Origin of the sequence: Streptomyces sp. NPDC057486 (assembly GCF_042802415.1) — a bacterium.
Taxonomy (GTDB): Bacteria; Actinomycetota; Actinomycetes; order Streptomycetales; family Streptomycetaceae; genus Streptomyces; species Streptomyces yanii.
In genome coordinates this window covers 36,558-59,139 of sequence record NZ_JBHVEE010000046.1, presented here as the reverse complement: position 1 = coordinate 59,139, position 22,582 = coordinate 36,558, and the positions used below count along the sequence as shown (strand labels likewise).

The following is a 22,582-nucleotide window of genomic DNA, read 5'->3' as shown; positions in this document are numbered from 1 at the left end:
CTCCGTCGAAATCCGCGGGCCGAGGCGGGCTAAGGTCGTCACCGGGGTCCACGGAACAGGAGGGGTGGCGTGGCGGCGACGACGCGACGGCGGGACGGGCATCTGGCCCGGGAACGCATGCTGGAGGAGGCGATGACGGCCATTGCCGAGGACGGCCTGGCCGGACTCACCATGTCGGCACTCGCCAAGCGCCTCGGCACCAGCGGCGGCCACATCCTCTACTACTTCGGCAGCAAGGACCGGCTGCTCCTGGAGGTGCTGGGCTGGAGCGAGAGTGCGCTCGCAGAGGAGCGCCGGGCGCTGCTGGCCGGCCGGGCCGGCGCCGAACGCAAGCTCGGCCAGTTCGTCGAGCTGTACCTCCCCCGTGGACCGCGCGATCCGCGCTGGACCCTGTGGATCGAACTGTGGGCACGCACGGCGTCGAACGAGCCGCTGCGACAGGCCCAGGCCGAGATCGACCGCAGCTGGCATGAGGACCTCGAATCGCTCCTCGCCAAGGGCGTGCGGCAGGGCCGCTTCGCCAAAGACCTCGACACGGCGGCCCGCGCTTCCGAACTCCTGGCCCTGCTCGACGGGTTGAGCACGCGTGTGGTCCTCGGTCAGCGCGGAGCGGACCGGGCGAGCGCGCTGCGCATGGCGCTTTCGGCGACCGAACGGCTGGTGGAGCGGGGGTAGGGCCTCCCGTTCGGATCGTGCCGGGCACCCCGACCGCCGGCGGCGGGTCGCCCCCGAGTCTGGGACACGGTTGGTTCGCCACACCGCGTGGAGGTGACCACATTGAAGCGGGTTGCGATTGTCGGTGGCGGGACGCGAAAACCGAAGCACCCTCAGGCGGTGTGTGACGCCGCTATCGGGGCCCAACTGGTGTGCCGGGCGCCGATACCGGCCCAGGCGAAGCCCCCTCTGCCGACTTCCCCGAAGGGACCCTCTTCGACGGCATGGCTCGCATGAACGTCAGCGACGAATACAACGCGGACATGCAGATCAAAGCAATTGGCCAGACCCGCCCGGGCCGGGCCGCCATGGAACAGGCAGGCAACGAACAGACGCGGTAACCGCGACAGGTTGGGAACCTGCCGCGGGCCGCGTCACGGTGGTGGTCGAACAGCAGGTCAGCAGCGGCGTTGAGGACGACCCCGGCCACCGCCAGGACTTCGAAGGGATCGTCCGCGTCCGCCAGATCATCCAGAGCGCCCGTCAGTCCATACCTCTTGGTCTCGACTGTCCCGGGCTCCAGCGCCCGCGGAGCGTTGCCACGGTCGGCCTCGGCCTGCACCCCGGCACGCCCGGCCTCTCCACCGATGTCGACCAGGACCAGGCCGGTGGCGTACACGCTCTGCAGCACACCACGGCGCGAGGCGACATCTGCGGCGCAGAGTTCCCCGAGACCGGCACGGGCGTGGATGTAAGCCGCCGCAAGGCGCCCTTCGAACCGAGCGTCTCCCGATAGGTCTCGCCGCCATCCCCAACGAGCACCGCGATGTCCAGTGCCCCTCCCGGCAAGCCCTGCGCCGTCGCGCCGCCCGGCGCGCGCTCCCCCCAAGGCCTCAAGGGCCAGGGGCCCCTTCCACGTCGGCCAAAAGCCCTGATAGTTCCATCCCCAAGCCCTCGAATCCGTTCGAGCAGGGGAGACCCCATCCGAGGACTTCCGGCCGCCTTGCGATCGCACGCGCGGACACCCGGGATGGTGCAGCGGATGCCGCGTCGGCGCAAGTAGGCACGGTTCTTTCGGGACGCATACGCTTTGCCGGCGCGGACCCGGTCGGGCCGGGTCCGCGGACGCCCCGGTGACGGTTTCGGTGTCTGGGGTGCCCCAGGTGCCGGTCTGCCCGAAGACGAACTCGCCTCCGTTCCGGGGCGGCCGGCGACGGCCTCGCGAGGCCGGACGGTGCGATCGTGGGAATCCTCGGTCAAACTGCCGGGATGCGCACGATCAAGGCTGCGGAAGGCAGGATCTTCTGGGGCTGAGGGGGATGCGTGACGGGCTGTTTCGTGGACATCATGGAGGCTGCGAAGGACAACGGTCTCGGGTCCCAGGACGGAACCCGGAGGCAGCTGGGGTGACGGTTGCAAGAGGGGATGGCCGGGATGAACACATCAGAATCCTTTCGGGCCGAAGACGACACCCACAGAACGTCCCAGCCTCGCAGGCTGCTGAATGAGCTGTCCGGGAGGCTGGTCTCGCAGTCCCCGGTCGGGCTGGCTGTCATGGACACCGATCTGCGCTACGTGGCCGTCAATCCGGCGCTGGAGCGCATCAATGGCCTGTCGACCGAGGAGCATGTCGGCCGCCATGTCTCAGAGATCCTGCCGCGTGTGGACACCGGGGCCATCGAGTCCGCGCAGAGGCGGGTTCTGGAGACGGGAGTCCCGCTGTTGGACCTGAGCGTCGTCGGCCGCACCTGGGCCGATGCGGATCACGACCATGCATGGTCGGTTTCCCTCTACCGGCTGGAGGACCCCGTCGGCCGGACGTGGGGAGTGGCCGCCTCGATCGCGGACGTCACCGAACGGCACCGCCTGGCGACCGAAGCCGCCCGGGCCCGACGGCGCCTGGCCCTGATTGCTGATGCCTCGGCTCTCATCGGCACCGTGCTGGACGTGGACCAGACCGCCCGCGAGCTGGCTGGGGTCACCGTGCCCGAACTCGCCGACATCGCGGCGGTGGACGTCCTCGACACGGTCCTGGCCTGCCACCGCGCCGCCGGGCCTGGCAGCGGTCCGGAACCCTTCCGCGCCCTCGCCCTGGCCGCCGCGTACCCCACCGAGGCCACCCGCGCCGCCGAGCAGGTTGGCGACCTGGCCACCTACGCCGCGGACCGCCTGGTCACCCAGTGCGTCCGCACCGGGAAACCGGTCCTTGTACCCCACGTGACCGACCGCGACCTGTCCCGTATAGCGCGCGATCCCGAGGCCGCCACGCTCCTGGCCCGCGCCGGCATCCACTCCTACCTGGCGGTGCCGCTGAGCGCCCGCGGCATAGTGCTCGGCGCCCTGGACCTCAAACGCGCCCGTAACCCCCTGCCCTTCAACCATGACGACGCCGTACTGGCCGGCGAGCTGGCCAACCGTGCCGCGGTGAGCATCGACAACGCCCGTTGGTACCAGAGCGTGCGCAACACCGCGGTGACCCTCCAGCGCAGCCTGCTGCCGGAGCACCCCTCGCACCTGGTGGGCCTGGAGATCGCCTCCCGCTACCAGCCCGCCCAGGCCACCAGCGAAGTCGGCGGAGACTGGTTCGACATCATCCCCCTGACCGGCGACAAGACCGCCCTGGTCGTGGGGGACGTGATGGGCAGCGGCATCGACGCCGCCGCCACCATGGGACGCCTGCGCACCGCAGCCTGCACCCTGGCCGAACTCGACTTCGACCCCGCCCAGGTGCTCCAGCACCTGGACAGGATCACCAGCGGCCTGGAGCACTACATCGCCACCTGCCTCTACGCCGTCTACGACCCCCATCACGCCGAGTGCCACATCGCCAACGCCGGGCACATGCCCCCCGTCCTGGTCCACACCGGCCGACCACCCGAACTGCTCGACCTGCACCCCGGCGCGCCGCTGGGTGTCGGCGGCGTCACCTTCAACAGCAGCACGATCGATCTCGGTCCCGGCGACGATCTGGTCCTCTACACCGACGGCCTGGTCGAAACGCGCCACCATCCCATCGACGACCGCCTCGACACCCTCCTCGGCCTGCTGGACGGCTCTGCGTGCCGCCCCGTGGGAGAAACCTGTGACCTGCTCCTGCACGCCCTGCGGGACCCCGGCGACCACGACGACATCGCCCTACTCATCGCCCGGATCTGCCCGCCCAGTGCTGACTACCGGATCATCGGGGCCCCTCCCACGGTGACCTGGGGCCTCTGACCGCGCCGTGCCCACCGCGTCCTGACCGCCACGGGGCCCCAGCAATCACGGGTGCAGTGAGAACGAGACCAGCGAAGTGAGAGCAAACCCCACGAGCGAAGCAAACGCCATTGCTCAGCACGCGACGCGACGAGAATCTTGAACACCAACAGAGCCTTTTCGTCCCTCCTGGGGGGACCGGGACACGGGCCTGCGCCTCGCCGGGCCCGCCGGGGTGCCGAGACGGTAACCGGACGGCCACGGGTTGCCTCACCCGTGGCCGCCGCCTCGCCGGCGAACACCGGGCGCGCCGCACGCTCCACTGAGTACGCCTACTCATGCCGACCCGCACCGGGCCGGGGACGATGGGCTGCGTCGACGTACAGACGGGAGGCGGGGGCATGGGCAGATTTCTGGGGGCGGTGGCAGCCGTCGTGGCGGCGGCCGCAGCATTGGTCCTCGCATACGTGGCGGGGGCACCGCCCGCGGTCGTATTCGCCGTCGGGGCGGGCGTGCTGAGCCTTCTGTGGCTGCTGCTCCTGCTCACGCTGCCCTGGAATCTGTACTTCCGCGCGCATGCGGTACTCGCCGAGATCGCGGTAAGCCGTGAGAAGGGCATGGAGGTCTCCCCCGCCCGGGATGCCGAGGCCGCGCGCATCGCCCGCACGACGCTCCGAGCGGCGGTCGCGGGTCACGTCCTGACGGCGGTGGTTGTCTTCGCGGTCACCTGGGCGACAGGCGAGTTCACGGGTTACTGGTTCGCCACGTTCTTCCTGCTGAGCACCTTATTCCGTCCGGCCGGCGCTTACTTCGGCCAGCTCCGGCGGCGCCTGAGCACCCTCCTGAAGGACGTCACGTATCCGCGGGACGACGTCGTTGAGCTGCACGCCCGGCTGAACCGCGCCGAGGCCGGGACGCGGGTCCTGGAGGAAAAGGCGGAGGAACAGTACCGAGCCCTCGCCGAATTGCGCCGCACCGTGGACGCGCTGGCCATGAACACGTACGAGCGGACCGAGCAGGCGAACCGCAGGATCGCCGCGCTGGGGAGGGAGTTCGAGTCCACGGTGAACCGCCTCACCGACAACCAGGAGATCATCGCGGGCGTGAAGGCGTTCCTGCGCCTGCTGCGCTCCACCGACGCGGCCGACGGCGCCCCGGCCTCCGGTTGACCGGGCCTCATCGCTCGATGCGCGGCCGCGCCGCGTCATCCGCCCTCCTCGGTCTGGGGGCAACTCCGTCAGCGCCTACGAGGCGGCTTCGTTTGGATCAAGCGGGCCGACCAGAGAAAGGGCCGTTACGGCGTAAAGATGCACCGTCTGCTGTGGTGCGCCGGGCGCGTTGGAGCCCGCGCCGCCGTTGTCGATGCGCGGCCTTGGTGAGGATCACCGCGAACACTGTCACGGAGAACCACCATGCCTCCGTGACAGTGCGGCAGCGGCGCGCCACCGCGGCTCGGCTCGACGGACTCGCTGCCCCCGGTCGTCGTGTTCCGGCATCCTGCTTCCTCTGCTCCTTCGCGCATTGTGCCGCTCCCGGCGGGCCGAGCCGGGATGCGGGCTTGTTGAATGATCACGCTCCAGGAGAGACTTCTACAGCAATGTAGATGTTGCTGTGTTGCCGGTACCCCGTATCGGCCGTCGACCGTCCCGGGAAGAAGGCAGACCTGATGTTCGGCCTGAGTGAACTGGCCCTGATTCTCCTCGTCGTCGTGGTGGTCCTAGGGGTGAAGAAGCTGCCCGAGTTGACGCGTTCGGCAGGGACGGCGACCCGGATCTTCAAGAGCGAGGCGAAGGCGTTGAAGGACGAGGGCGGTGCGGAGGCCGGTCCGCGCACCGTCTCCGGGACCGTCGTCGGGCGGCCCGATGACGGTCCGTCCGCCCCGCGTGCCTGAAGCTGTCGAGGCGGACGCCGGTTGTGGCGCACACCCGACAGCTGCCGGTCAGGCCGCCTGCGGCTGCAGGTAACAGGCGAGCAGGTCGTCCAGGCTGACCATGCCGGTGGGGTGGCCGGTGTCGTCGCAGACGACAGCGAGCGAGGCGCTGCGCCTGCGCAGCAGGTCGTCCGACGCGGCCGTCGGTATCGCACCACCGGCCGGCTCCTCTACGGACTCGTGCTCGATCGTCGTCTCGCTCACTTCGTGTCTCTCCTTGATCAGCAGATCCGCCGTTGATCAGACGCTCCCAAAGTGTGTGCTCAGGAGTTGAAGCGGTATGTTCCTGCGGTAGCGGAGTAAACCCGGTAAGGCGCTCCACCAGCGGTGTCATTGCGGAGGAGGGTGACTCCGCTCGGGGCCGTAACCGATTTGCCCTGTGTGGGGACCCAGACTTCGGCTTCGGTGTTGTGGGGGATGAGGACGGTGAGGTCGATGCGACCGTCGGGCCGGCGTGTCCAGTGGGAAGCGACTTCCCCACGCACGGTGTTGATCGAGGCCGCGACCTGGTTGAGCGGCGCCGGCGCGAGGTCGGTGTCGGTCGTGGAAGTCGGGACCTTGCTGTTGACGGGAACCGACGGGATGAACGGACGGATACGCAGCGTCTCGTACGCGACGGAGGTGGGCTTGATGCCGGCCAGGCTCTGGTAGAACCAGGTCGCGACCTCGCTGCGGTAGTGGTGGTTGAGCGATCCGCCGTTCCAGTTCTCCCACAGGGAGGTGGCGCCTTGTGCGATCTGGCTGACGTAGCCGGGCGCGCCGCTCTGCGTGACGGCTTGGAGGAGGATGTCGGTGTAGCCGTACTCGGAGAGGATGTTGAATTCGTACCGGGAGCCGTACATGTCGCTCTGCAGATGATAGTTCGCGGCGACGATGCGGTCGGCGCAGAGCTTGGCGAGGGCCTCCTTGTTCTGGTCGACGGACTTGCTGCCCGCGAGGTAGCGGGGGTCGCTGCTGGGCAGGTCGGATCCCGGGACCAGGCCGAAGGCGATGGCCATGGCGTTCTCGCTGGAGATGCTTCCCTGGCCGAAGGTGCCGCTGGTCTCGTCCCAGTAGTTGGCGATGAAGGCTCGTCGCAGGGTCTCGCCCAGGTTCTTGTAGTAGGCGGCCCTGCCGGTGCGGCCGAGGATTTTGCCGATCTCGACCATGTAGTCGCAGAAGTGGATGTAGAACGCCAAGCTGATGACGGCGTTGTTTCCGGCACTCTCCGCGCCGGAGTAGGCGCCCAGCGCTGCCTTGAACTGGTAGTTGTTGTCGGCGGTGAACAGCTTCTCGTAGCCGGCCAGGAGCGCGTCCTGGTGGTCGTAGAGCTCGTCGAACAGCACGCTGTTGCCGTAGTACTTGTTCAGTTCCCACGGGATGACGAAGTAGGCCGAGTCCCAGGCGGGAACCGCTTTCCAAGTGGCGTTCCAGCCCGGCGTCCGGTCGTATCCGTAGCCTCCCTTGGCAGCGGGAAGGATCATCGGGAGTTGTCCGGTGGAGATCTGACCGTCGGGGAAGTGACGCAGGTACTTGGTGAAGGCCGCGTTCACGTCCCAGGTCAGCGACTGCGACTCCGAGCTGGACATGGTGTCGCCGGTCCAGCCGTTCTTCTCACGGGACGGAGTGTCGGTCGGCTTCTGGACGATGTTGTTCTGCTCAGCCCATTCCAGGTTGTGCTGGATGCGGTTGATGAGTGCGTTGCCCGTCGTGAAGGTACCGGTGCGAGCGAATCCCGATCTGGCCACGTTGACCGTGAACAGGTCGCGGTCGCGGTTGAGGCTCGGGGTGCGTCCCAAAATCGGTTCGAGGTTGCGGACTTCGAGGTACCGGAACCCCCAGTGTCCGAACTGAGGCTCCCAGTGCTGCTGGGAGGCGCTGCTGAGCGTGTAGTAGTTGGTCTGCAGGTTGGCGTCGTGGAAGTTGTTCTCCTCCCCTACGACCCAGGGGGAGGATGCGGTGCCGGCACCGGTCAGCTGGTTGCCGCCCCGCATGCGAAGCGTCAGTCCTTCCGTGGAGCGCGGCAGGCCGGTGAAGTGGACGGCGACGAAGCCGGTGAGGATCTGCCCGAAGTCGACGACCCACACGCCGGAGCCGGGCGAGGTCTCGACGATGGACTGGGCCTGCAAGGTCTGGTTGACCAGGACGGGTTCTGCCTCGTGGGCGCGGACCGTAGCAGGGACGAAGCCATCCGGGATCCTCGTCGTCGGCAGCACACCGTGATAGCGGGGGGAAACGCCCTGGCAGCTGCCGGGCGGAATCATCACCGTGGCCGACTGCCACTCCTTGCTCACAAAGTACTTGACGGATCGCCAGTTCCCGAGAGCGGCTGCACGGCGCGCGTCGTACTTCTCTCCGCTGTAGACGGAGTCGAAGAGAGTCGGACCGTCGGCCGTACGCCATGACCGGTCGGTGACCACGGTCAAAGGGGGTCTGTCGACGTACGTCACAACAAGCTTCGCCCGCATACGGGGAGCTCCGACGTAGGGGGCGAGGTTCCAGTACCACTCGGTCGGAGTGGTCAGCCCGTACCAGCCGCGGCCGAGCTCAGCGGCCAGCACGTTCTCCGTGCCATCCGCGAGGCTTCCGGTGACGTCGAACGTGTCGTAGAGGATAGTGCGGTCGTACGCGCTCTGGTCCGTCAACAGACGTGGGACGTTGGCGCCGTTGTCGGCAGCGGGCTTGCCGTCTGTCGTCAACGGCTCGCCGTTGACGGTGAAGGTGAAACAGCCGGCGCCGCTGATGTACAAGCGCGCGGACGATATCTCACCGCGCGGCAGCGTCACCGACTTGCGCAGGAGCGCGGACGGGTTCGCGATCGGCAGCATCGCGTTCTTTCCCACGAAGGTGAGTCCTCCGATCGTGCCGATACCGCTCTCGAACGGGTTCGCCCCCTCCGTCAGGTCGACCGAGAAGTCCGGGGCTCCAGCTCCCTTGACCTTGACGCTTCGGACGACAGCTGAGCTGTTCGCGCCAAAACCGATGGTGCCGTGCCTACGGATCTGATCACCCTGCAGGGTCCTGCTGTCGACGGTGACGCCGTTGATCGTCGCAGTCACGGTCAGCCCCTGCGCGGAGATCTCCACGGTGTGATCCTGGATGTTCCAGGTGTCCGGGGTGAGCCCCGTACTGACAGGCACGGGAACGGTGGCGATGGAGACCTTGCGGGTTCCGACTGCCGTGGGGTTGGTCTCGCTCTGGGGGTCGTAGTGGTTCACCCCCCAGTCGGGTTCTGACGTTCCGTCATCCACCCACGTGTTTCCCGCGTAGTGGTTGGTCGCCATGACCAACTCCATCGCGGTTCCGTTCTGGTGAATCGTCCAGCTCAGCGCCTCGCCCCAGGCCTTGCCGATCGGCTCGGCCCGGAACAGGAGGACCAGCCCAGTCGTGGGAGTCGCGCCGCCCCGGAAGATCACCGTCTCGGTCAGATCCGTCCAGTCGTGGTCCTGTGGCTGCCGGCCACCGATCCAGCGCGCTCCGCTCCAGTCGCCTTCGCCGAAGAGACCGGTCTCCCAGTGGGTCGTCTCACTCCAGGGCGAGGCGCTCCCGTCCTCGTCCCACGTCCGCACGCGCCACCAGTACGAGCCCTGCGGTGCAAGGGTCTTGCCGTCGTAGGCGACGAAAGTGCTGTCAGATCCGCGCACCTTCCCGCTGGACCACAGGTTCGCCCTCCCCGGAGCGCTGCCGACCTGGACTTCGTACGCCGACTGACGCTCCACGATGGGCAGCCAGCTGAACGACGGGGCAGTCTGGGTGCCCAGCGGCTCGGTCATCGAGTTGACCTGGAGACCTCGGGGCTCGGCGGTCTCGGTTCCGCTCTCGAGTGCTCCGGCGCCCTTGCCCAGCGCTTCGGCCGAGTCCCTCGCCGACAGCGGCAGCGCCATCCCTGCAGTCAGTGCACCGATGACACCGACGACCTGCCTGCGACTGAGCGCATTTTCAGACATACGCCTGACTCCTTTGTAAGCGTGGATGGCTGCCCGGCCCGGGAGGCTGGGTGAACAACGGAAGTGAGCGCAGACCTGGCCATGCCCATACGAAATCAATTCGCAGATCTGCCGGGCTTCTCGAAGTGGACCGTGTCGGCGGGGATCGGCTCGTACGGAGTGGTGCGGAGGCAACTGCTTTGGCGTGTGGTGCACCAGGGGCCGGGAGTCGGTGACCCGCTCCCCTGTTCGCCATCGACTCAGGTTCCAATGGCGCAGAAGCTGTGGCACGCCGAACTTGACGAGGACGAGGACGAGGACGGTAACCGCGGGGAAGACAGCAACTGGCACTCCGTTTGGTACGTTTCAATCGCTCGCCGGAAGGCTAACTATGGTCGTACGTTCAATCAATGGTTCAATCAGGATTTCTTCGGCTCCCTTGACGAAGCGAATGGATTGAACGATTCAACGACAACAGGGAGTCAACCGCCGCAGGAAGAGTGTCGCGAACCCGCCGGGCCGCGCTGAAGTCGATCCGCGCCGCCCGGCCCGACGGCGCACCGATCTCCGTGATCACGGACAACCTGTCCGCCCACAAGGGCGCCGACATCCGCCGCTGGGCGAAGAGGAGCGAGGCCGACTTGTGCTTCACCCCGACCTACGCCTCGTGGGCGAACCCGATCGAGGCGCACTTCGGACCTCTGAAGCAGTTCACCATCGCCAACTCCAACCACACTGTGCAGACCCGGGCCCTGCACGCCTGTCTGCGCTGACGCAACGCCAACGCCCGCCACCGCGACGTCCTGGCTGCCGAACGCAAGGAACGCGGCCCTCGTCCGCAGCGAGAAGGGCGTCCACTGGGGCGGACGCCCCCCTCAAAACTGCATCGTGATCACATAGCCCAGCCAGGGCATGGCTTAACGCCGACGCTCCCGCCGCCGCGGAAACAGCGCGCTGAGAGTCGCTGCTACGGCTGCTCCAAGCAACAACCCACTCCATGGCAGCGCCCCGGCCGTCCGGTGCGAGAGCAACCCGTACGCGAAAACGCCGAGGCCGCCGCCCACGAGGAAGAAGGCACCGCTTCGGAGCGCGAACCACCACCTGGGGCGCTCTGTCCCTGAAGTCACGACGAGCATTATCCACTCACGTCGGCAAGGCACCGCGCAGCCGGCCACCACCAGGTTCGCCGGCCCCTACCCCGGCGAACCCATGCGGTCACAGCACCTGGTCCGGTGTCAGTGCCCCGGCAGCGGCCTGTCGTCGGGTCCCGGTGGTGCCGCGGGACCGGTGAGGGCATCGATCAGCCGGTCCGCCGGCAGGGCCTTCAGTGTCCGGCCGCCGAAGCCGGTGGTCGTCACCGCTGCGAGCAGGGAGTTGAGCACCGCCTCTTCGACTGCGTCGAGTACGGCTTCGAAGAGCGGCCCCAGATCAGCGTCCGCCGCGGGGGCACCGGCGCCCGATCCCGTGGCGAAGGAGATGGCGTAGTCGCCGCTGCCGTGGCTGTAGGCCGCACCCGTGCGGGCGAGGGCGAACACGGCACGCCGGGCTACGCGGGTGAGCTGCCTGGCGTCGAGAGGGGCGTCCGTGGCCACCACGATCATGCAGGAGCCCGTCTCCTGGGCCGGCGCCGGCTCACCGGACAGTCCCAAGGACTGCGGGGTGACGGCGCGGCCGAACACCCGAAGCGTTCCGCCGAAGTTCGCCTGCACGAGGACCCCCACCGTGAACCGCTGTCCGCCCAGGTCCGGAGTGCGTGACGCGGTACCGATGCCGGCCTTGAATCCCAGTGCGCCCGTGCCGGTTCCGGCGCCGACGCAGCCCTCGGCCACCGGCCCGTCGGACGCTCCGTCGAGAGCGGCCCTGACGTGCTCCTCGTTGACCGGCCGTGCGCGGATGTCGGACAGGAGGCCGTCGTTGCACTCCCCCACGACCGGGTTGAGGCTCTGCACCGTCTCGTATCCGGGCCGCTCGAGCATCCAGCCGACCAGTGCGTCGGCGACGCGAAACGCCGACAGGGTGGAGGTGAGCAGCACGGGGGTTTCGAGGGTGCCGAGTTCGGTGAGCTGGGTCGTGCCGATGAGCTTGCCGTAGCCATTGCCGGTGAATACCCCTGCAGGCAGCGGTGTGCGGGGGCCGACGGCGCCGGGCACGACGGCGGTCACTCCGCTGTGCACGTCAGGGTGCCGGCGGACGGTGGTGTGGCCGACGCGGACGCCCGGCACATCGGTGATCGCGTTGAGTGGTCCGGTACCGGCCCGGCCGATGATGATGCCGAGGTCCCGGGCCCGGCGCCTGGTGCCGGGGGCGGACTGTGTGTGAGCCAGTGGTTCCATACGGCCGGACGCTACGCGCCCCGTGCTGTGGAGCGGTATGCGTAATGGTGCAGTGCACCGAGGAGGGCGCCTTGTGTCAGGGGTCCGGGGCCCGGGACGTGCTCCAGCTGTGCTCCCAGCTTCTGTCTGCGCGCTCTCGCCGCAACCGCCATCAGCAGCATGGCGACGGACCACGGCCCAGCCTTCCAGGCCGGAGAGCCAGGAACGACTCCCGAGCGTGGTGCAGGCGGTCATGCACCGGACCGCATCCCGTGGAGCAACTCACGGGCGGCGGTGCGCAGCAACGCCAGTTCGCTGCGTGCGCTGATGATGTGGAAGCCCTGTTCCGCCCGATGGGCGGCGTCGGCAGCGGTGGAGGTCTGGATGCCCGCTGTGATCCCTGCTCTCTGGCATGCCGCCAGGACGTGCTGTACGGCCTGCTCGTGAGCCGGATGCCCAGGGGGGACATCGGGTCCGAGCCCGAGGCTGATCGCAAGGTCGGTGGGACCGACGAGGATCCCGTCGACGCCTTGGGTGGCGGCGATGGTGTCGGCCTGGGCGACTCCGGCTGCGGTCTCGATCATGACCAGACAGGCCGTGTCTTCCAACCGCCGGATGTCCCCGCCACGCAGGAGTGCCGCTCGTGTGGGGCCGTAGCTGCGCGTCCCGCGCGGCGGGTAGCGGCAGGCGCGCACAGCTCGTTCCGCCTCCTGGGCACTTTCCACCATGGGGACGACTACGGCGTCGGCGCCGCTGTCGAGCGCTTTGCCGATCCATGCCGGGTCGTTTGCCGGCACGCGCACCACCGGTGCGGTGCCTCCGGCGTGCAGTGCCTGCAGCAAAGGGACGAGGGCGTCGCTGCCCGCCAGTCCGTGTTGCTGGTCGACCAGGACGAAGTCGAATCCGGTGGCGGCGACGGCTTCGGCTGCTGCCGTGCACGGCAGCAGCGCGAAAGTACCGAAAGCGGTGCCCTGCCCGGCCAGCGCCTGGGCCCATCCACTTGCGGAGGATGGGGATGTCGTGGATGTGCTGGCCATGGAATACCTCCGGCGAGTTTCGGCGACGGACGGGCCGGCCCGCACGCGGACGGGCGATGGGCGGCAGGCGACGGGCGGCGGTCAGCCGACGACGATCACCTTGCGGACGAATTCGAGCGTGTCGATCCGGCCGGACCAGCCCTTGGGCATGACCAGGACGTCGCCGGGGCCGATCTCGAAGGACCGGCCGTCGGAGTCGGTCACCTTGGCCCGCCCTTCGATGATGTGCATCGTCTCCGCCACCGTGGCGTCGGTGACGACGACGGCCGAATCGGCGTCGGCGGCCCATATCAGGGTGGCCGGGCCGCCCTCGGGGGTGTGCAACGGGCGGACTCGGACGTTCGGTTCGCCCTCGTAGGTCACATAGGCAGGTGGCGGACCGTCAGGCAGAAGCCCTTCGGCGGTTGCCCCGGCGGGGAGGTAGGCGGCGGTCACGGTCATTGCTGTGTTCTCCTGGAACTCGTTGGTGGACATGACGTGTGCGAGTGGGGCTGTGGCCGTAGCAGTCAGCAGCAGGTGGGACCGGCCAGATGCCGCCCTTCGGCGTCGACCGGGGCTTCGTCGGTCCATGCAGTGGTGCCCCAGGTGAAGCAGAGGAGCACCGCGTCGGCGCCGGGTGCGGCGCCATGCCAGTGCTCCTCATCCGACGGAGCCTCGATGAGGGTTCCGGCGTCGAGCAGCGTCTCATCGCCGCCGCGGACGCCGACTCGCGCGTGGCCGGAGACCACCCAGATCAGCTGCCCACCGGGGTGGGAGTGCCAGCACGTGACGGAGCCGTCGGGAAAGGACACCAGGGCCACGTCGGGCGCCGAGGCGTCCGATGCCTCCCGCAGCATGGACAGGGCCGCTCCGCCCGTGAAGCTGCCCCCATACACATCGGTGGGGGCAGATGATGCGACGACCCGCATGAATACCTCCTGGAACTGCTGGAACTGGACGGGAAGGGCGCGGGCGGTGAGTACCGCGACGTGAGCGTGTCCGGCGGCCGCACCCAGCCGGTGCCTGCGACGATCGTGGCCCGGGATCCGGCCCGAGGGCTATGTGCACGGCGCCCGAAGGATGAGGTCACGGCAGGTCGTACGCACAACGCCGTCCCGGCGCGTCGCTCGGTGGCCCGTCGCCAGGCAGCTCTGTGCACGGGCTCGAATGCTCCGGGTGGCCACTGTTCTCAGGAACATGGCAGCGCCTTTGCTGAGCACCACATGCTGGTGGCGGGCGGGAGGCCAGTGGCCCAGCACCGCGGAGGAATGCCGTTGTCCGCCCTAGCCATGGGCGAACCGACGACGAGCCGGACGACGCGGTGCCCCTCGGCCGTGGGCTCCCGCGGCGCCGGCCGTGCGTGTGCGCGGCTTGTTGCCCGGCCGACCAACGGGCTTTCACCGGCGGCGCCTACGGGCGTCCGGTGGCAGGTGGCTACAGGCGTCCGATGGCGGTGATCAGCTGATGCTCCGGCGCAGCGGCGGTACTCAGCCGGGCCCTCACCAGCCAAGGCCGCTTATGCACAGTCACCAAATGAACCCTAGGCAGAAAGGTTCTGGTAGTGCATGATGCACAGCATGCTCACTGCTTCGGCGGGCCCGAATCTGACTGACCAGGTGCGGGACTTGATCCGCACGGCGCAAGACGGTGGACTCCCAGCCGCCGTGCTCACCCTGCACCGTGCGCTGTCAGTGGAAATCGGAATTTTCGACCTCGACGGCAACACCCTGGCGGCGGCGCCGGACCGCACCCTGTGGGACTACGAGCAACTCCTCGCAGCCCGGCGTGGGGTCGACGAACGGCTGAGCGTGCGCACTGTACGTCACCAGGGTGAGCCCGCAGCACTGCTGGCCGCCGGCACCCCCGACCTCCCGGCCGCCGGTGCCGCCGCCCACTCCAACGCCCTGCTGGACATCGCGGTCGACGTGATGGCCATGGAGATCGCCCGGCTGCGCGGCCGACAGGAGGGCCGGCGCGAACTCGCCGCCACCGTCCTGGACGACATCATCGCCGACCGGCTGTCGGAGCAGGAGGCGATGGCCGCCCTGCGCCGCATCGGTGTGGACGGTGACCGCCCGCTGCGCGTCCTGCTCGGCTGGAGCCGGCGGTCCAACCCGCGCGCCAGTGCCATCCCATGGGGCCTGCACGCGCTGATGGGCAACCGCCCGGACCCGCTGGTCCGGGTGATGCGCGGCGAGAACGTGCTGATGGTGGTTCCCGACGACCCCATGGTGGAGCGAATCGCACACACCCTCCACCAGCACATGGCGGACCTGGGCACCTCGGCCCGCGTCGGAGTGAGCCTGCCGCACGTCGGCGGCAGCGGTCTGCGGGCGGGGTACCTCGAAGCACTCACCGCACTGCGCGAAGGCACTGGGGTGCGCGTGCCCAAACACGTGGACCTGGCCAAACTGCTGGTGATCAGCAACAAGGCGATGCCGCTGGACGAGGTGGCGCGCAGTGTGCTGGTACCGCTGCTGGAGTACGACCGCACCCGCGGCGGGTCCCTGGTGCAGACGCTGCGTGAGTACCTGGCCAGCAACCGGATAGCGTCGGAGGCCGCAGATCGGCTGTTCATCCACCGCAACACCTTGCGTTACCGGCTCCGCCAGATCGGCGAACTGCTCGAGATCGACATCGAGAGCACCCGCGGCATCGCCAATCTATGGCTGGCCCTCACCGCGCTGGGCCACCTCGACGAGGACGAACTCACGTCGCCGCAGAGGGAAGTTACAGAATGAGAGAGACTGCAGAAGTGTCCGAACACCGCTCGTCCCCAACGCCGCGGCAGGTGCGACCAGTGACGAAACTCCATCAGTACACGCTGGCGACCGAAGCACCCACCGAGGCAGCGGTCTACTACGAGTGGCTACTCGGTCTGCAGCCGCAGGACGCTCCCGGCGCCGCGCTGGCCGAGCTGGGGGTAGGGGTGGGCACCCCTCCGGCTCCCGGTGCGGCCGGCTGGAGCCCGGTCTTCCTCGTCCGCAGCGTCGACGAGGCGATCCTCCGGGCCTCGGCCGAAGGGCCGGTGGAACACCTGGTGTCGGGCAGCGGGGGGGCAGCACGGCACCTTGTCCGCGTGCGGGACAGCGCCTGGACTGTGCTGCAGGAGTTCTCCTCGGTGGGCGAGCACGAGCCGTCCGCCTACTGGCACGCCAACTGTGACTACTCCACGCCCGACCCGACGCAGGCCACCCGATATCTGGGCGCCCTGCTCGGGCTGGACCATCACGCCATCATCGGCGATCCGTACCACATGCGTTTCCTGCACGGCGACCGGATGATCGCCACCGGCATTCTGCGGATGCATGGCGTTTCGGCTTATCCAAAACGCCCGCACTGGCTGGTGTACTTCGAGGTGGGGGATCTGGTCACCGCCGTTGCGCGGGCGGTTGACTCCGGTTCGCGCATCCGCATCCCGCGGTCGAGGTCGCCGTTCAACGACTTCGCGGTGCTCACCGACCCGTGGGGCAGCCTTTTCGGGTTCAGCACCATGACGCCCTCCACGGCCGTTGGTCCCATCCCCACGCTCGGTGGCGACGGCGCGGTGTGCGACCTGCGTGACCTGGTCGACATCCACCCGCCGCATTCCTCGGACGAGTTCAGGCTGCCAGGGCCCTCCCACGAGACCGTCTGAGCCTCCGCGGCCCCTGTCGCTCCTCGGAGCCCGATGCTGCAGGCCGGCGGGTCGCTCTGCCGACGGCCGCAGTCGCGATGCCCGCCCGCAGCCGTTGCCGGCCCGCGATGACGTGTTCTCCGCTGGGTCTCATCGTGGCCGTGTTGTGCAGCACGCATAACGGAACCGGCCGAGACTGGCCCCGGGAACATATGGCTTGAATTCGTCCGGCTTCTAGGATCCCCGCATCCACGGCAGGCGATGGGCATACCGCCGGTGGCATTCCTGAGAAGTGCGGCAGAAGTGCGGCACACGAAATCCGCGGAGGACCCTTGTCCACAGAGCAGACCGCATCCCCACAGCGCCCCGGTGAGAGAACCGGAGACATGGGCGCCGGGCAGAAGCTTCAGGGCCGACTCGGCACCGCATCGATCGTGTTCATGGTGCTGGCCGCCGCGGCACCGCTGACGATCTTCCTCGCCTCGCCCGTCAACCTGCTGATCAGCAATGGTCCCGGCATCGTCTTCGACTACCTCGCCGGCGCTGTGATCATGATGGTGTTCGCAGCCGGGTACGCCGTGATGACTGTCCACGTCAAGAAGGCCGGCGCGTTCTACTCGTACATATCGGCGGCGCTCGGCCGCCGAGTGGGTGTGGGGGCCGGATTCCTCGCTGCCGGCAGTTACTTCGCGATGCAGTCGGGGATCTACGCATATTTCGGCTACTCGCTCAATGGTCTCGTGGTCCAATTCTTTGGAAAATCCGCGCCGAACATGCCGTGGTGGTGCTGGGGCCTGGTGGCACTGGCAGCGGTGAGCTGGCTCGGCTACCACAACATCGACCTCAGCGCCCGGGTGCTGGGAGTCGCGCTGCTGCTCGAGGTCCTGGTCATCGTGATCCTGGACGCAACGATCCTGATCCGGGGTGGCGGTGACGAGGGCATCTCGGCGACCTCGGTGTTCACCCACGACGCGATCACCTCGGGATCACTGTCCCTGGGCATCCTGTTCGGGCTCAGCGTCTCGCTCGGGTTCGAGGCCACCGCGGTGTTCCGCGACGAGGCACGCGACCCCTCACGCACCATTCCGCGGGCCGTCTACATCACTGTCGCAATCAGTGGGACCTTCTACGCCCTGGCCATGTGGGCTTACATCCAGGCCTACGGGGCGGACGGCATAGTCGGCGCGGTGTCCACCGACCCTGGCGGAATCGTGTATGCCACCACGACGGAGTACGTCGGCCAGGTACTGACCGACGTCATGCGGGTACTGGCGGTCACGTCCATGGTGGCGTGCACGCTGTCGTACCACAACATCCTCGCCCGTTACCTGCACTCGCTCGGATCCTCGGTGCTGCCGCAGGGGCTGACCCGGGTCCACCCCCGCTACGCCTCACCGCATACGGCTTCGCTCGTCACCTCAGGTGTCGCTCTGCTGATGCTCATCGGCTGGACACTGACCGGGTTCGACCCGGTGAGCCAGATCCTCCCGTGGCAGATCGCGGTGGGCACGGCCTGTTTCGTCATCCTTCTGATCGGCACCTCGGTGTCCATCATCGTGTTCTTCCGCCGTAACCCCGAACTGGAGCGCCGCCGCTGGCCCGTGCTCGTTTCGCCCGTCCTGTCCATCGTGCTCAACGTGGTGCTTCTGGTGCTGGTCACCCGCAGCTTCTCCACGCTGTCCGGCACGTCGTCCGCCGTGGTGAACTGGTCACTCAAGGCCGCCCCGCTGGTGCTGGTCGCGGCGGGAGTGATCACGGCGACCTGCGTCAAGAAGCTGCGCCCTGAGCGCTACGCCGCCCTGGACGACCACGGAACGGCAGACGGCGCGCAGCAGCCAGGCGCTCCTTCCGAGGACGGCCCCGCCGCCTCGCACCCCGGTCTGGTCTCTTGAAGCTCAACGTTTGCGCGGCCCCGATAACGCATTCCCTGAAGCAGCAGACGCGGTAGGGCCGGTGCCCCGGCGCCCCTCACACGGGCGTCGGGGCACCGGCCATTTCCGGCGTGCGGTCTTGTATCCGGCCAGGGGACAGCATCCTGACCTGTGCGGACGCCTCCGTTGGCGGGGGCGCCCCACAGGTCTTGTGTGCACAGGGATCAGAAGCACCTGGCAGTGCTGTCCCCCAGCACATCGCAACCGGCCCGCCCTGCGTCGCATCCTGTCGCCAGGCAGGCATTCCAGGCCGCCCACCCCTCGCCCCCACCCACATCCACACCCACAGGAGACCGACGTGTCCTATGAGTTGAGCAGCTCTCGAGCGCGGGTGCTGTTCTGTGACCTGCTCGGCCTCGCTCACGGACGCACCGTGCCGGCGGTCGCAGCCAAGGCTCCGATGCACTACTGCATGACGGTGATGGCGCAGGCCCTCGACCTGCGCGACGATCTCGTGGCGGGGTACGGCGAGGATGTGGGCAGCCCCGACATGGAGGCGCTGCTGGATCCCTCGACCCTGCGTCCCGGCTGGGACGAGGACACCGGGATCGGCGTCGCCGACCTCCACCGCATCGGTGGACTCGAGTCGTTCGAGCTGGATCCGCGCGGCCTGCTGCGTCGTGCGGTGGCCGCGTGGGAGCGGGAGACCGGCCAGTCTCCGGTCGCCGGTTTCGAGATGGAATTCTACGAGCTGGCCGCCGTTCCGGACGCAGAGGGACGTTCGCTTCGGCCGGTCGAGGTGCCCGCGCACCGCGTCTACGGTTCCGGGCTCGGCGGCGACCCGTCCGGGACCGGTCGGCTGATCCACGAGGCGGCCATCGCCGCCGGGCTGTCCGTGCAGGCGCTGACCGGCGAGTTCCACCCGGGTCAGCTCGAGGTCGTGCTCGACCACCAGCTCGCGTTGGCTGCGGCCGACGAGGCTTTCCTCTTCCGGGAGCTGGCCCGCGAGGTGGCCCACCGGGAGGGGCGCTGGATCACCTTCCTCGGCAAACCCTTCGCAGGGCTCGCCGGCAGCGGTCTGCATCTGAACCTCAGCGCGACCGGGACCGACGGCACCAACGCGTTCCACGCCCCGGACGAGCCGTACGGTCTGTCCCCCACGGCGCGGCATGCGATTGCCGGTGTGCTGGCGCACCACCGCGCGTTGTGTGCCGTGGCGGCACCGAACGTCAACGCGTACAAGCGGCTGCTTCCCGGGGCCATCGGACACCGTGGCAACTGGGGTCTTGACCACCGGCTGGCGGCCGTGCGGGTGCCGGGCGAGCGTGGAGCGGCAACCCGCCTGGAGTACCGGGTCGCGGACGGTGGAGCCAACCCGTACCTGCTGACCGCGGCTGTGCTGGCCGCCGCGCTGCTCGGCGTCCGCAACCGGCTGGAGCTCCCGGCCCCACGCGACACCGGCGCTGCGACGGCCACCTCTCCGGCGAATCTGTCCAAGGCGCTGGACGCCTTGGAGGCTGACGTGGAACTGACGGAACTGCTCGGTCCTGAGGCGGTGCGGACCTTCACCACCCTCAAGCGGTGGGAGTGGGAGCAGTGGGCCACCGCCGTGACGGACTGGGAACTCCGCTACTACGGCCGTCACTTCTGAGCGCTGCCGCTCCCCGTGGACGAAGGCCCAGTCCCCCGCGCGCAGCCGTGGCGACACAGACAAAGACTTACCTACTCCGATCAGGTGACGACATGACAGCTGTCCTCCAGCAGCCATCAGGCGATACGCAGAAGCCCTCCGAGCCGGAGGCGGAGCGTGCCACGTGGCTGGCGCGCGCCGCCACGCTGCCCCTTCCGACCAACGCCATCGTCGACGGTGCCGAGCTCTCCGCCGGTGGCGGGAGCCTCCCGGTGATCGGCCCCCGTGACGGAAACGAACTGACCCGGGTCTTCGCCGGTGACGACGCTGCCGTGGACCACGCCGTGCGAGCCGCCCGGGTGGCCTTCGACTCCGGCCCCTGGCCCCGCATGTCTCCCCGCGAACGGGCCGCGGTGCTGCTGCGACTGGCCGACCTGGCCGAGCAGCACCGTGACGAACTCGCGCTGCTCATCACCCTGGAGATGGGCAAGCCGATCACCCACAGCCGGGACATCGAGATGCGCGCGGTCGTCAACTGCCTGCGCTGGTATGCCGAAGTCGCGGACAAGGGTCATGGTGAGGTACGCGACACCGACCCGCAGGCACTCGCCCTGGTCACCCGCGAGCCGGTCGGCGTCGTCGGAATCGTCACCCCGTGGAACTTTCCGCTCACGCTGACCATGTGGAAGCTTGCCCCTGCACTGATCGCCGGATGTACCACGGTGGTCAAGCCGGCAGAACAGTCGCCACTGTCAATCCTCCGGCTGGCGCAGCTGGCTATCGAGGCCGGTCTGCCGCCCGGCGTTCTCAACGTCGTACCAGGAACCGGGCCGGTGGCCGGGCAGGCACTGGGTCTGCACGCGGGAGTTGACGCCCTGGCGTTCACCGGGTCGACCGCCACCGGACGGGCGTTCGCCCGCTACGGCGCGGATTCCAATCTCAAGCGGGTGTGGCTCGAGCTGGGCGGCAAGTCACCCAACATCATCCTTCCCGATGCCCCCGATCTGCAGAGGGCCGTCGACACCGCGGTATGGGCCTTCACCTTCAACAGCGGCCAGATGTGCACCTGCGGCTCTCGGCTGATCGTCCACCGCGATCTGGCCGACGAGGTCGTCGAAAACGTGGTGCGGGGCGCTCGCGCCGTCCCTGTGGGCGACCCGCTGGACCCCGCCGTGGAGATGGGCCCGATCGCCACCGCCGCTCAGCTGGCCTCGGTGCGCGGATATATCGACCGGGCCGTGGCCGCCGGGGCCCGTCTTCTGACAGGGGGCAGCCACGCACCGGACCGAGCCGGCCTGCCGGCCGGGGGGAACTGGCTGGAGCCCACGATCCTCACCGATGTCGCCCCCGACAGTGAGCTGGCCCGCACCGAGGTGTTCGGTCCGGTGCTGGCCATGACCGTGGTGGACAGCACGGACGAGGCCGTCGAGATCGCCAACGACTGCGAGTACGGCTTGGCGGCTGCGGTGTGGACCTCGGACCTGTCCACCGCGCACACCGTTTCGCGGCGGCTGCGCGCCGGGACGGTCTGGGTGAACTGCTACGAGGAGGGGGACATGGGTGTCCCCTTCGGCGGGTTCGGGCTGTCCGGGAACGGACGCGACAAGTCCGCGCACGCCCTGGACAAGTACACCGAACTGAAGACCACCTGGATGCAGCTGTGAGTACTGTCCTGGACGCCCGTCCGCTCGTCGTCATTCCCGCCCGCTTCTCCTCCTCGGCCTCGGCTCTGCGCTACGCCGCCGAGGTGACCGCCCGCGCTCTGGTCGAGTCGGTGTGGCGCGCGGGGGGCGAACCGGTGGTCGTCCACCCCGATGCCGGAGCTCGTTCTGACGACCTGGACGCGCGATTCGCGTTCGCCGATGCCGTACTGTTGCCCGGCGGGGGCGACCTGCACCCCTCGCACTACGGCGTCGACGAGGAGCACGACGCGCTCTACGACGTCGACACCGACCAGGACGCCTTCGATGTCGCCCTGGCCTCATGGGCCCTGGAACGGGGCGTCCCGACACTCGCGATCTGCCGCGGCCTGCATGTGGTCAACGCGGTGCTCGGCGGAACCCTGCGGCCGCACATCGGCGAGGGGCACCGACACACGCGACGGGCGATCGTCCCCGAACCCGGCGTCCTGCTCGCCTCGTTGTGCGCGCCCGCCGACAAGGTGGAGATCTCCTGCTACCACCACCAGGCGATCGACCGGCTCGCGCCCCGGCTGCGCGTCACCGCCCGGGCCGACGACGGCGTGCCCGAGGCGGTCGAGTCGGCCGACCTCGTCGGCTGGTTCCTCGGGGTGCAGTGGCATCCGGAGGACCTGGCCGCCGAGGACCCGGCCAACCAGGCGGTCTTTGACGCGCTGGCCGAGGCGAGCCGGCAACACCGGAACAGCCGCCTTCCTTGATCCACCGCAGCCGCGACGACGACTCGGCGCACCACGGCCCCTCAGCCACCACCGA

17 protein-coding genes and 1 pseudogene are annotated in these 22,582 nt (G+C 68.7%); 12 read left to right on the top strand and 6 right to left on the bottom strand.

Features of this window, described 5'->3' with window-relative positions; genetic code table 11:
• The first annotated feature begins 69 nt into the window (after positions 1 to 69).
• The 5 genes from ACFU6I_RS22155 to ACFU6I_RS22135 all read left to right on the top strand — a co-directional run bounded on the left by ACFU6I_RS22155 (position 70) and on the right by ACFU6I_RS22135 (position 5,740).
• On the top strand, positions 70 to 675 hold the full coding sequence (locus ACFU6I_RS22155; protein ID WP_384369378.1) for a TetR/AcrR family transcriptional regulator: 606 nt from the start codon (positions 70 to 72) through the stop codon (positions 673 to 675).
• Positions 676 to 1,096: 421 nt separating this feature from the next.
• On the top strand, positions 1,097 to 1,450 hold the full coding sequence (locus ACFU6I_RS22150; RefSeq protein WP_384369375.1) for a hypothetical protein: 354 nt from the start codon (positions 1,097 to 1,099) through the stop codon (positions 1,448 to 1,450).
• Between the two features lie 638 nt (positions 1,451 to 2,088).
• Positions 2,089 to 3,870: a SpoIIE family protein phosphatase gene (locus ACFU6I_RS22145; protein WP_384369372.1), complete on the top strand. Its 1,782-nt coding sequence runs from the start codon at positions 2,089 to 2,091 to the stop codon at positions 3,868 to 3,870.
• A 380-nt stretch (positions 3,871 to 4,250) separates the two neighbouring features.
• A complete protein-coding gene (locus tag ACFU6I_RS22140) occupies positions 4,251 to 5,018 on the top strand; it encodes a hypothetical protein (protein ID WP_384369369.1) in 768 nt (255 codons plus the stop codon).
• 497 nt (positions 5,019 to 5,515) lie between these two features.
• On the top strand, positions 5,516 to 5,740 hold the full coding sequence (locus ACFU6I_RS22135) for a twin-arginine translocase TatA/TatE family subunit (RefSeq protein WP_384369367.1): 225 nt from the start codon (positions 5,516 to 5,518) through the stop codon (positions 5,738 to 5,740).
• Positions 5,741 to 5,788: 48 nt separating this feature from the next.
• Here the strand turns inward: ACFU6I_RS22135 and ACFU6I_RS22130 are convergent, their stop codons facing one another.
• Positions 5,789 to 5,983 (bottom strand): hypothetical protein, encoded by a 195-nt coding sequence (locus ACFU6I_RS22130; RefSeq protein ID WP_384369396.1) that lies wholly within the window; start codon positions 5,981 to 5,983, stop codon positions 5,789 to 5,791.
• A gap of 59 nt (positions 5,984 to 6,042) precedes the next feature.
• The gene (locus ACFU6I_RS22125; RefSeq protein ID WP_384369364.1) at positions 6,043 to 9,705 is read right to left on the bottom strand and encodes a family 78 glycoside hydrolase catalytic domain; all 3,663 of its coding nucleotides are present in this window, start codon (positions 9,703 to 9,705) and stop codon (positions 6,043 to 6,045) included.
• Between the two features lie 457 nt (positions 9,706 to 10,162).
• Between ACFU6I_RS22125 and ACFU6I_RS22120 the strand changes: the two are divergent.
• Positions 10,163 to 10,584 (top strand): annotated as a pseudogene (locus ACFU6I_RS22120) (transposase); the annotation flags it as partial.
• Between the two features lie 335 nt (positions 10,585 to 10,919).
• Here ACFU6I_RS22120 and ACFU6I_RS22115 read toward each other — a convergent pair.
• The 4 genes from ACFU6I_RS22115 to ACFU6I_RS22100 all read right to left on the bottom strand — a co-directional run bounded on the left by ACFU6I_RS22115 (position 10,920) and on the right by ACFU6I_RS22100 (position 13,941).
• On the bottom strand, positions 10,920 to 12,017 hold the full coding sequence (locus ACFU6I_RS22115) for a P1 family peptidase (RefSeq protein WP_384369361.1): 1,098 nt from the start codon (positions 12,015 to 12,017) through the stop codon (positions 10,920 to 10,922).
• 230 nt (positions 12,018 to 12,247) lie between these two features.
• The gene (locus ACFU6I_RS22110) at positions 12,248 to 13,033 is read right to left on the bottom strand and encodes an HpcH/HpaI aldolase/citrate lyase family protein (protein WP_384369358.1); all 786 of its coding nucleotides are present in this window, start codon (positions 13,031 to 13,033) and stop codon (positions 12,248 to 12,250) included.
• An 81-nt stretch (positions 13,034 to 13,114) separates the two neighbouring features.
• The gene (locus tag ACFU6I_RS22105) at positions 13,115 to 13,507 is read right to left on the bottom strand and encodes a cupin domain-containing protein (protein WP_384369355.1); all 393 of its coding nucleotides are present in this window, start codon (positions 13,505 to 13,507) and stop codon (positions 13,115 to 13,117) included.
• Positions 13,508 to 13,539: 32 nt separating this feature from the next.
• Complete coding sequence (locus ACFU6I_RS22100; protein WP_384369352.1) at positions 13,540 to 13,941, bottom strand: cupin domain-containing protein; 402 nt, start codon at positions 13,939 to 13,941, stop codon at positions 13,540 to 13,542.
• Positions 13,942 to 14,589: 648 nt separating this feature from the next.
• On the opposite strand from ACFU6I_RS22100, the gene ACFU6I_RS22095 reads away from it, so the two are divergent.
• From ACFU6I_RS22095 to ACFU6I_RS22070, 6 genes are all read left to right on the top strand, one after another.
• Positions 14,590 to 15,753 (top strand): PucR family transcriptional regulator, encoded by a 1,164-nt coding sequence (locus tag ACFU6I_RS22095; protein WP_384369349.1) that lies wholly within the window; start codon positions 14,590 to 14,592, stop codon positions 15,751 to 15,753.
• Positions 15,754 to 15,812: 59 nt separating this feature from the next.
• Positions 15,813 to 16,649: a VOC family protein gene (locus ACFU6I_RS22090; protein ID WP_384369347.1), complete on the top strand. Its 837-nt coding sequence runs from the start codon at positions 15,813 to 15,815 to the stop codon at positions 16,647 to 16,649.
• Positions 16,650 to 16,960: 311 nt separating this feature from the next.
• Positions 16,961 to 18,520 carry an APC family permease gene (locus ACFU6I_RS22085; protein WP_384369344.1) on the top strand — a complete coding sequence of 520 codons (1,560 nt, stop codon included), beginning with the start codon at positions 16,961 to 16,963 and terminating at the stop codon, positions 18,518 to 18,520.
• 337 nt (positions 18,521 to 18,857) lie between these two features.
• Entirely contained in the window at positions 18,858 to 20,150 is a 1,293-nt protein-coding gene (locus ACFU6I_RS22080; protein WP_384369341.1) for a glutamine synthetase family protein, read from the top strand.
• 92 nt (positions 20,151 to 20,242) lie between these two features.
• A complete protein-coding gene (locus tag ACFU6I_RS22075) occupies positions 20,243 to 21,793 on the top strand; it encodes an aldehyde dehydrogenase (RefSeq protein ID WP_384369338.1) in 1,551 nt (516 codons plus the stop codon).
• Entirely contained in the window at positions 21,790 to 22,527 is a 738-nt protein-coding gene (locus ACFU6I_RS22070; RefSeq protein ID WP_384369335.1) for a gamma-glutamyl-gamma-aminobutyrate hydrolase family protein, read from the top strand. Before ACFU6I_RS22075 ends, ACFU6I_RS22070 begins: the two co-directional genes overlap by 4 nt.
• Positions 22,528 to 22,582: the final 55 nt, after the last annotated feature.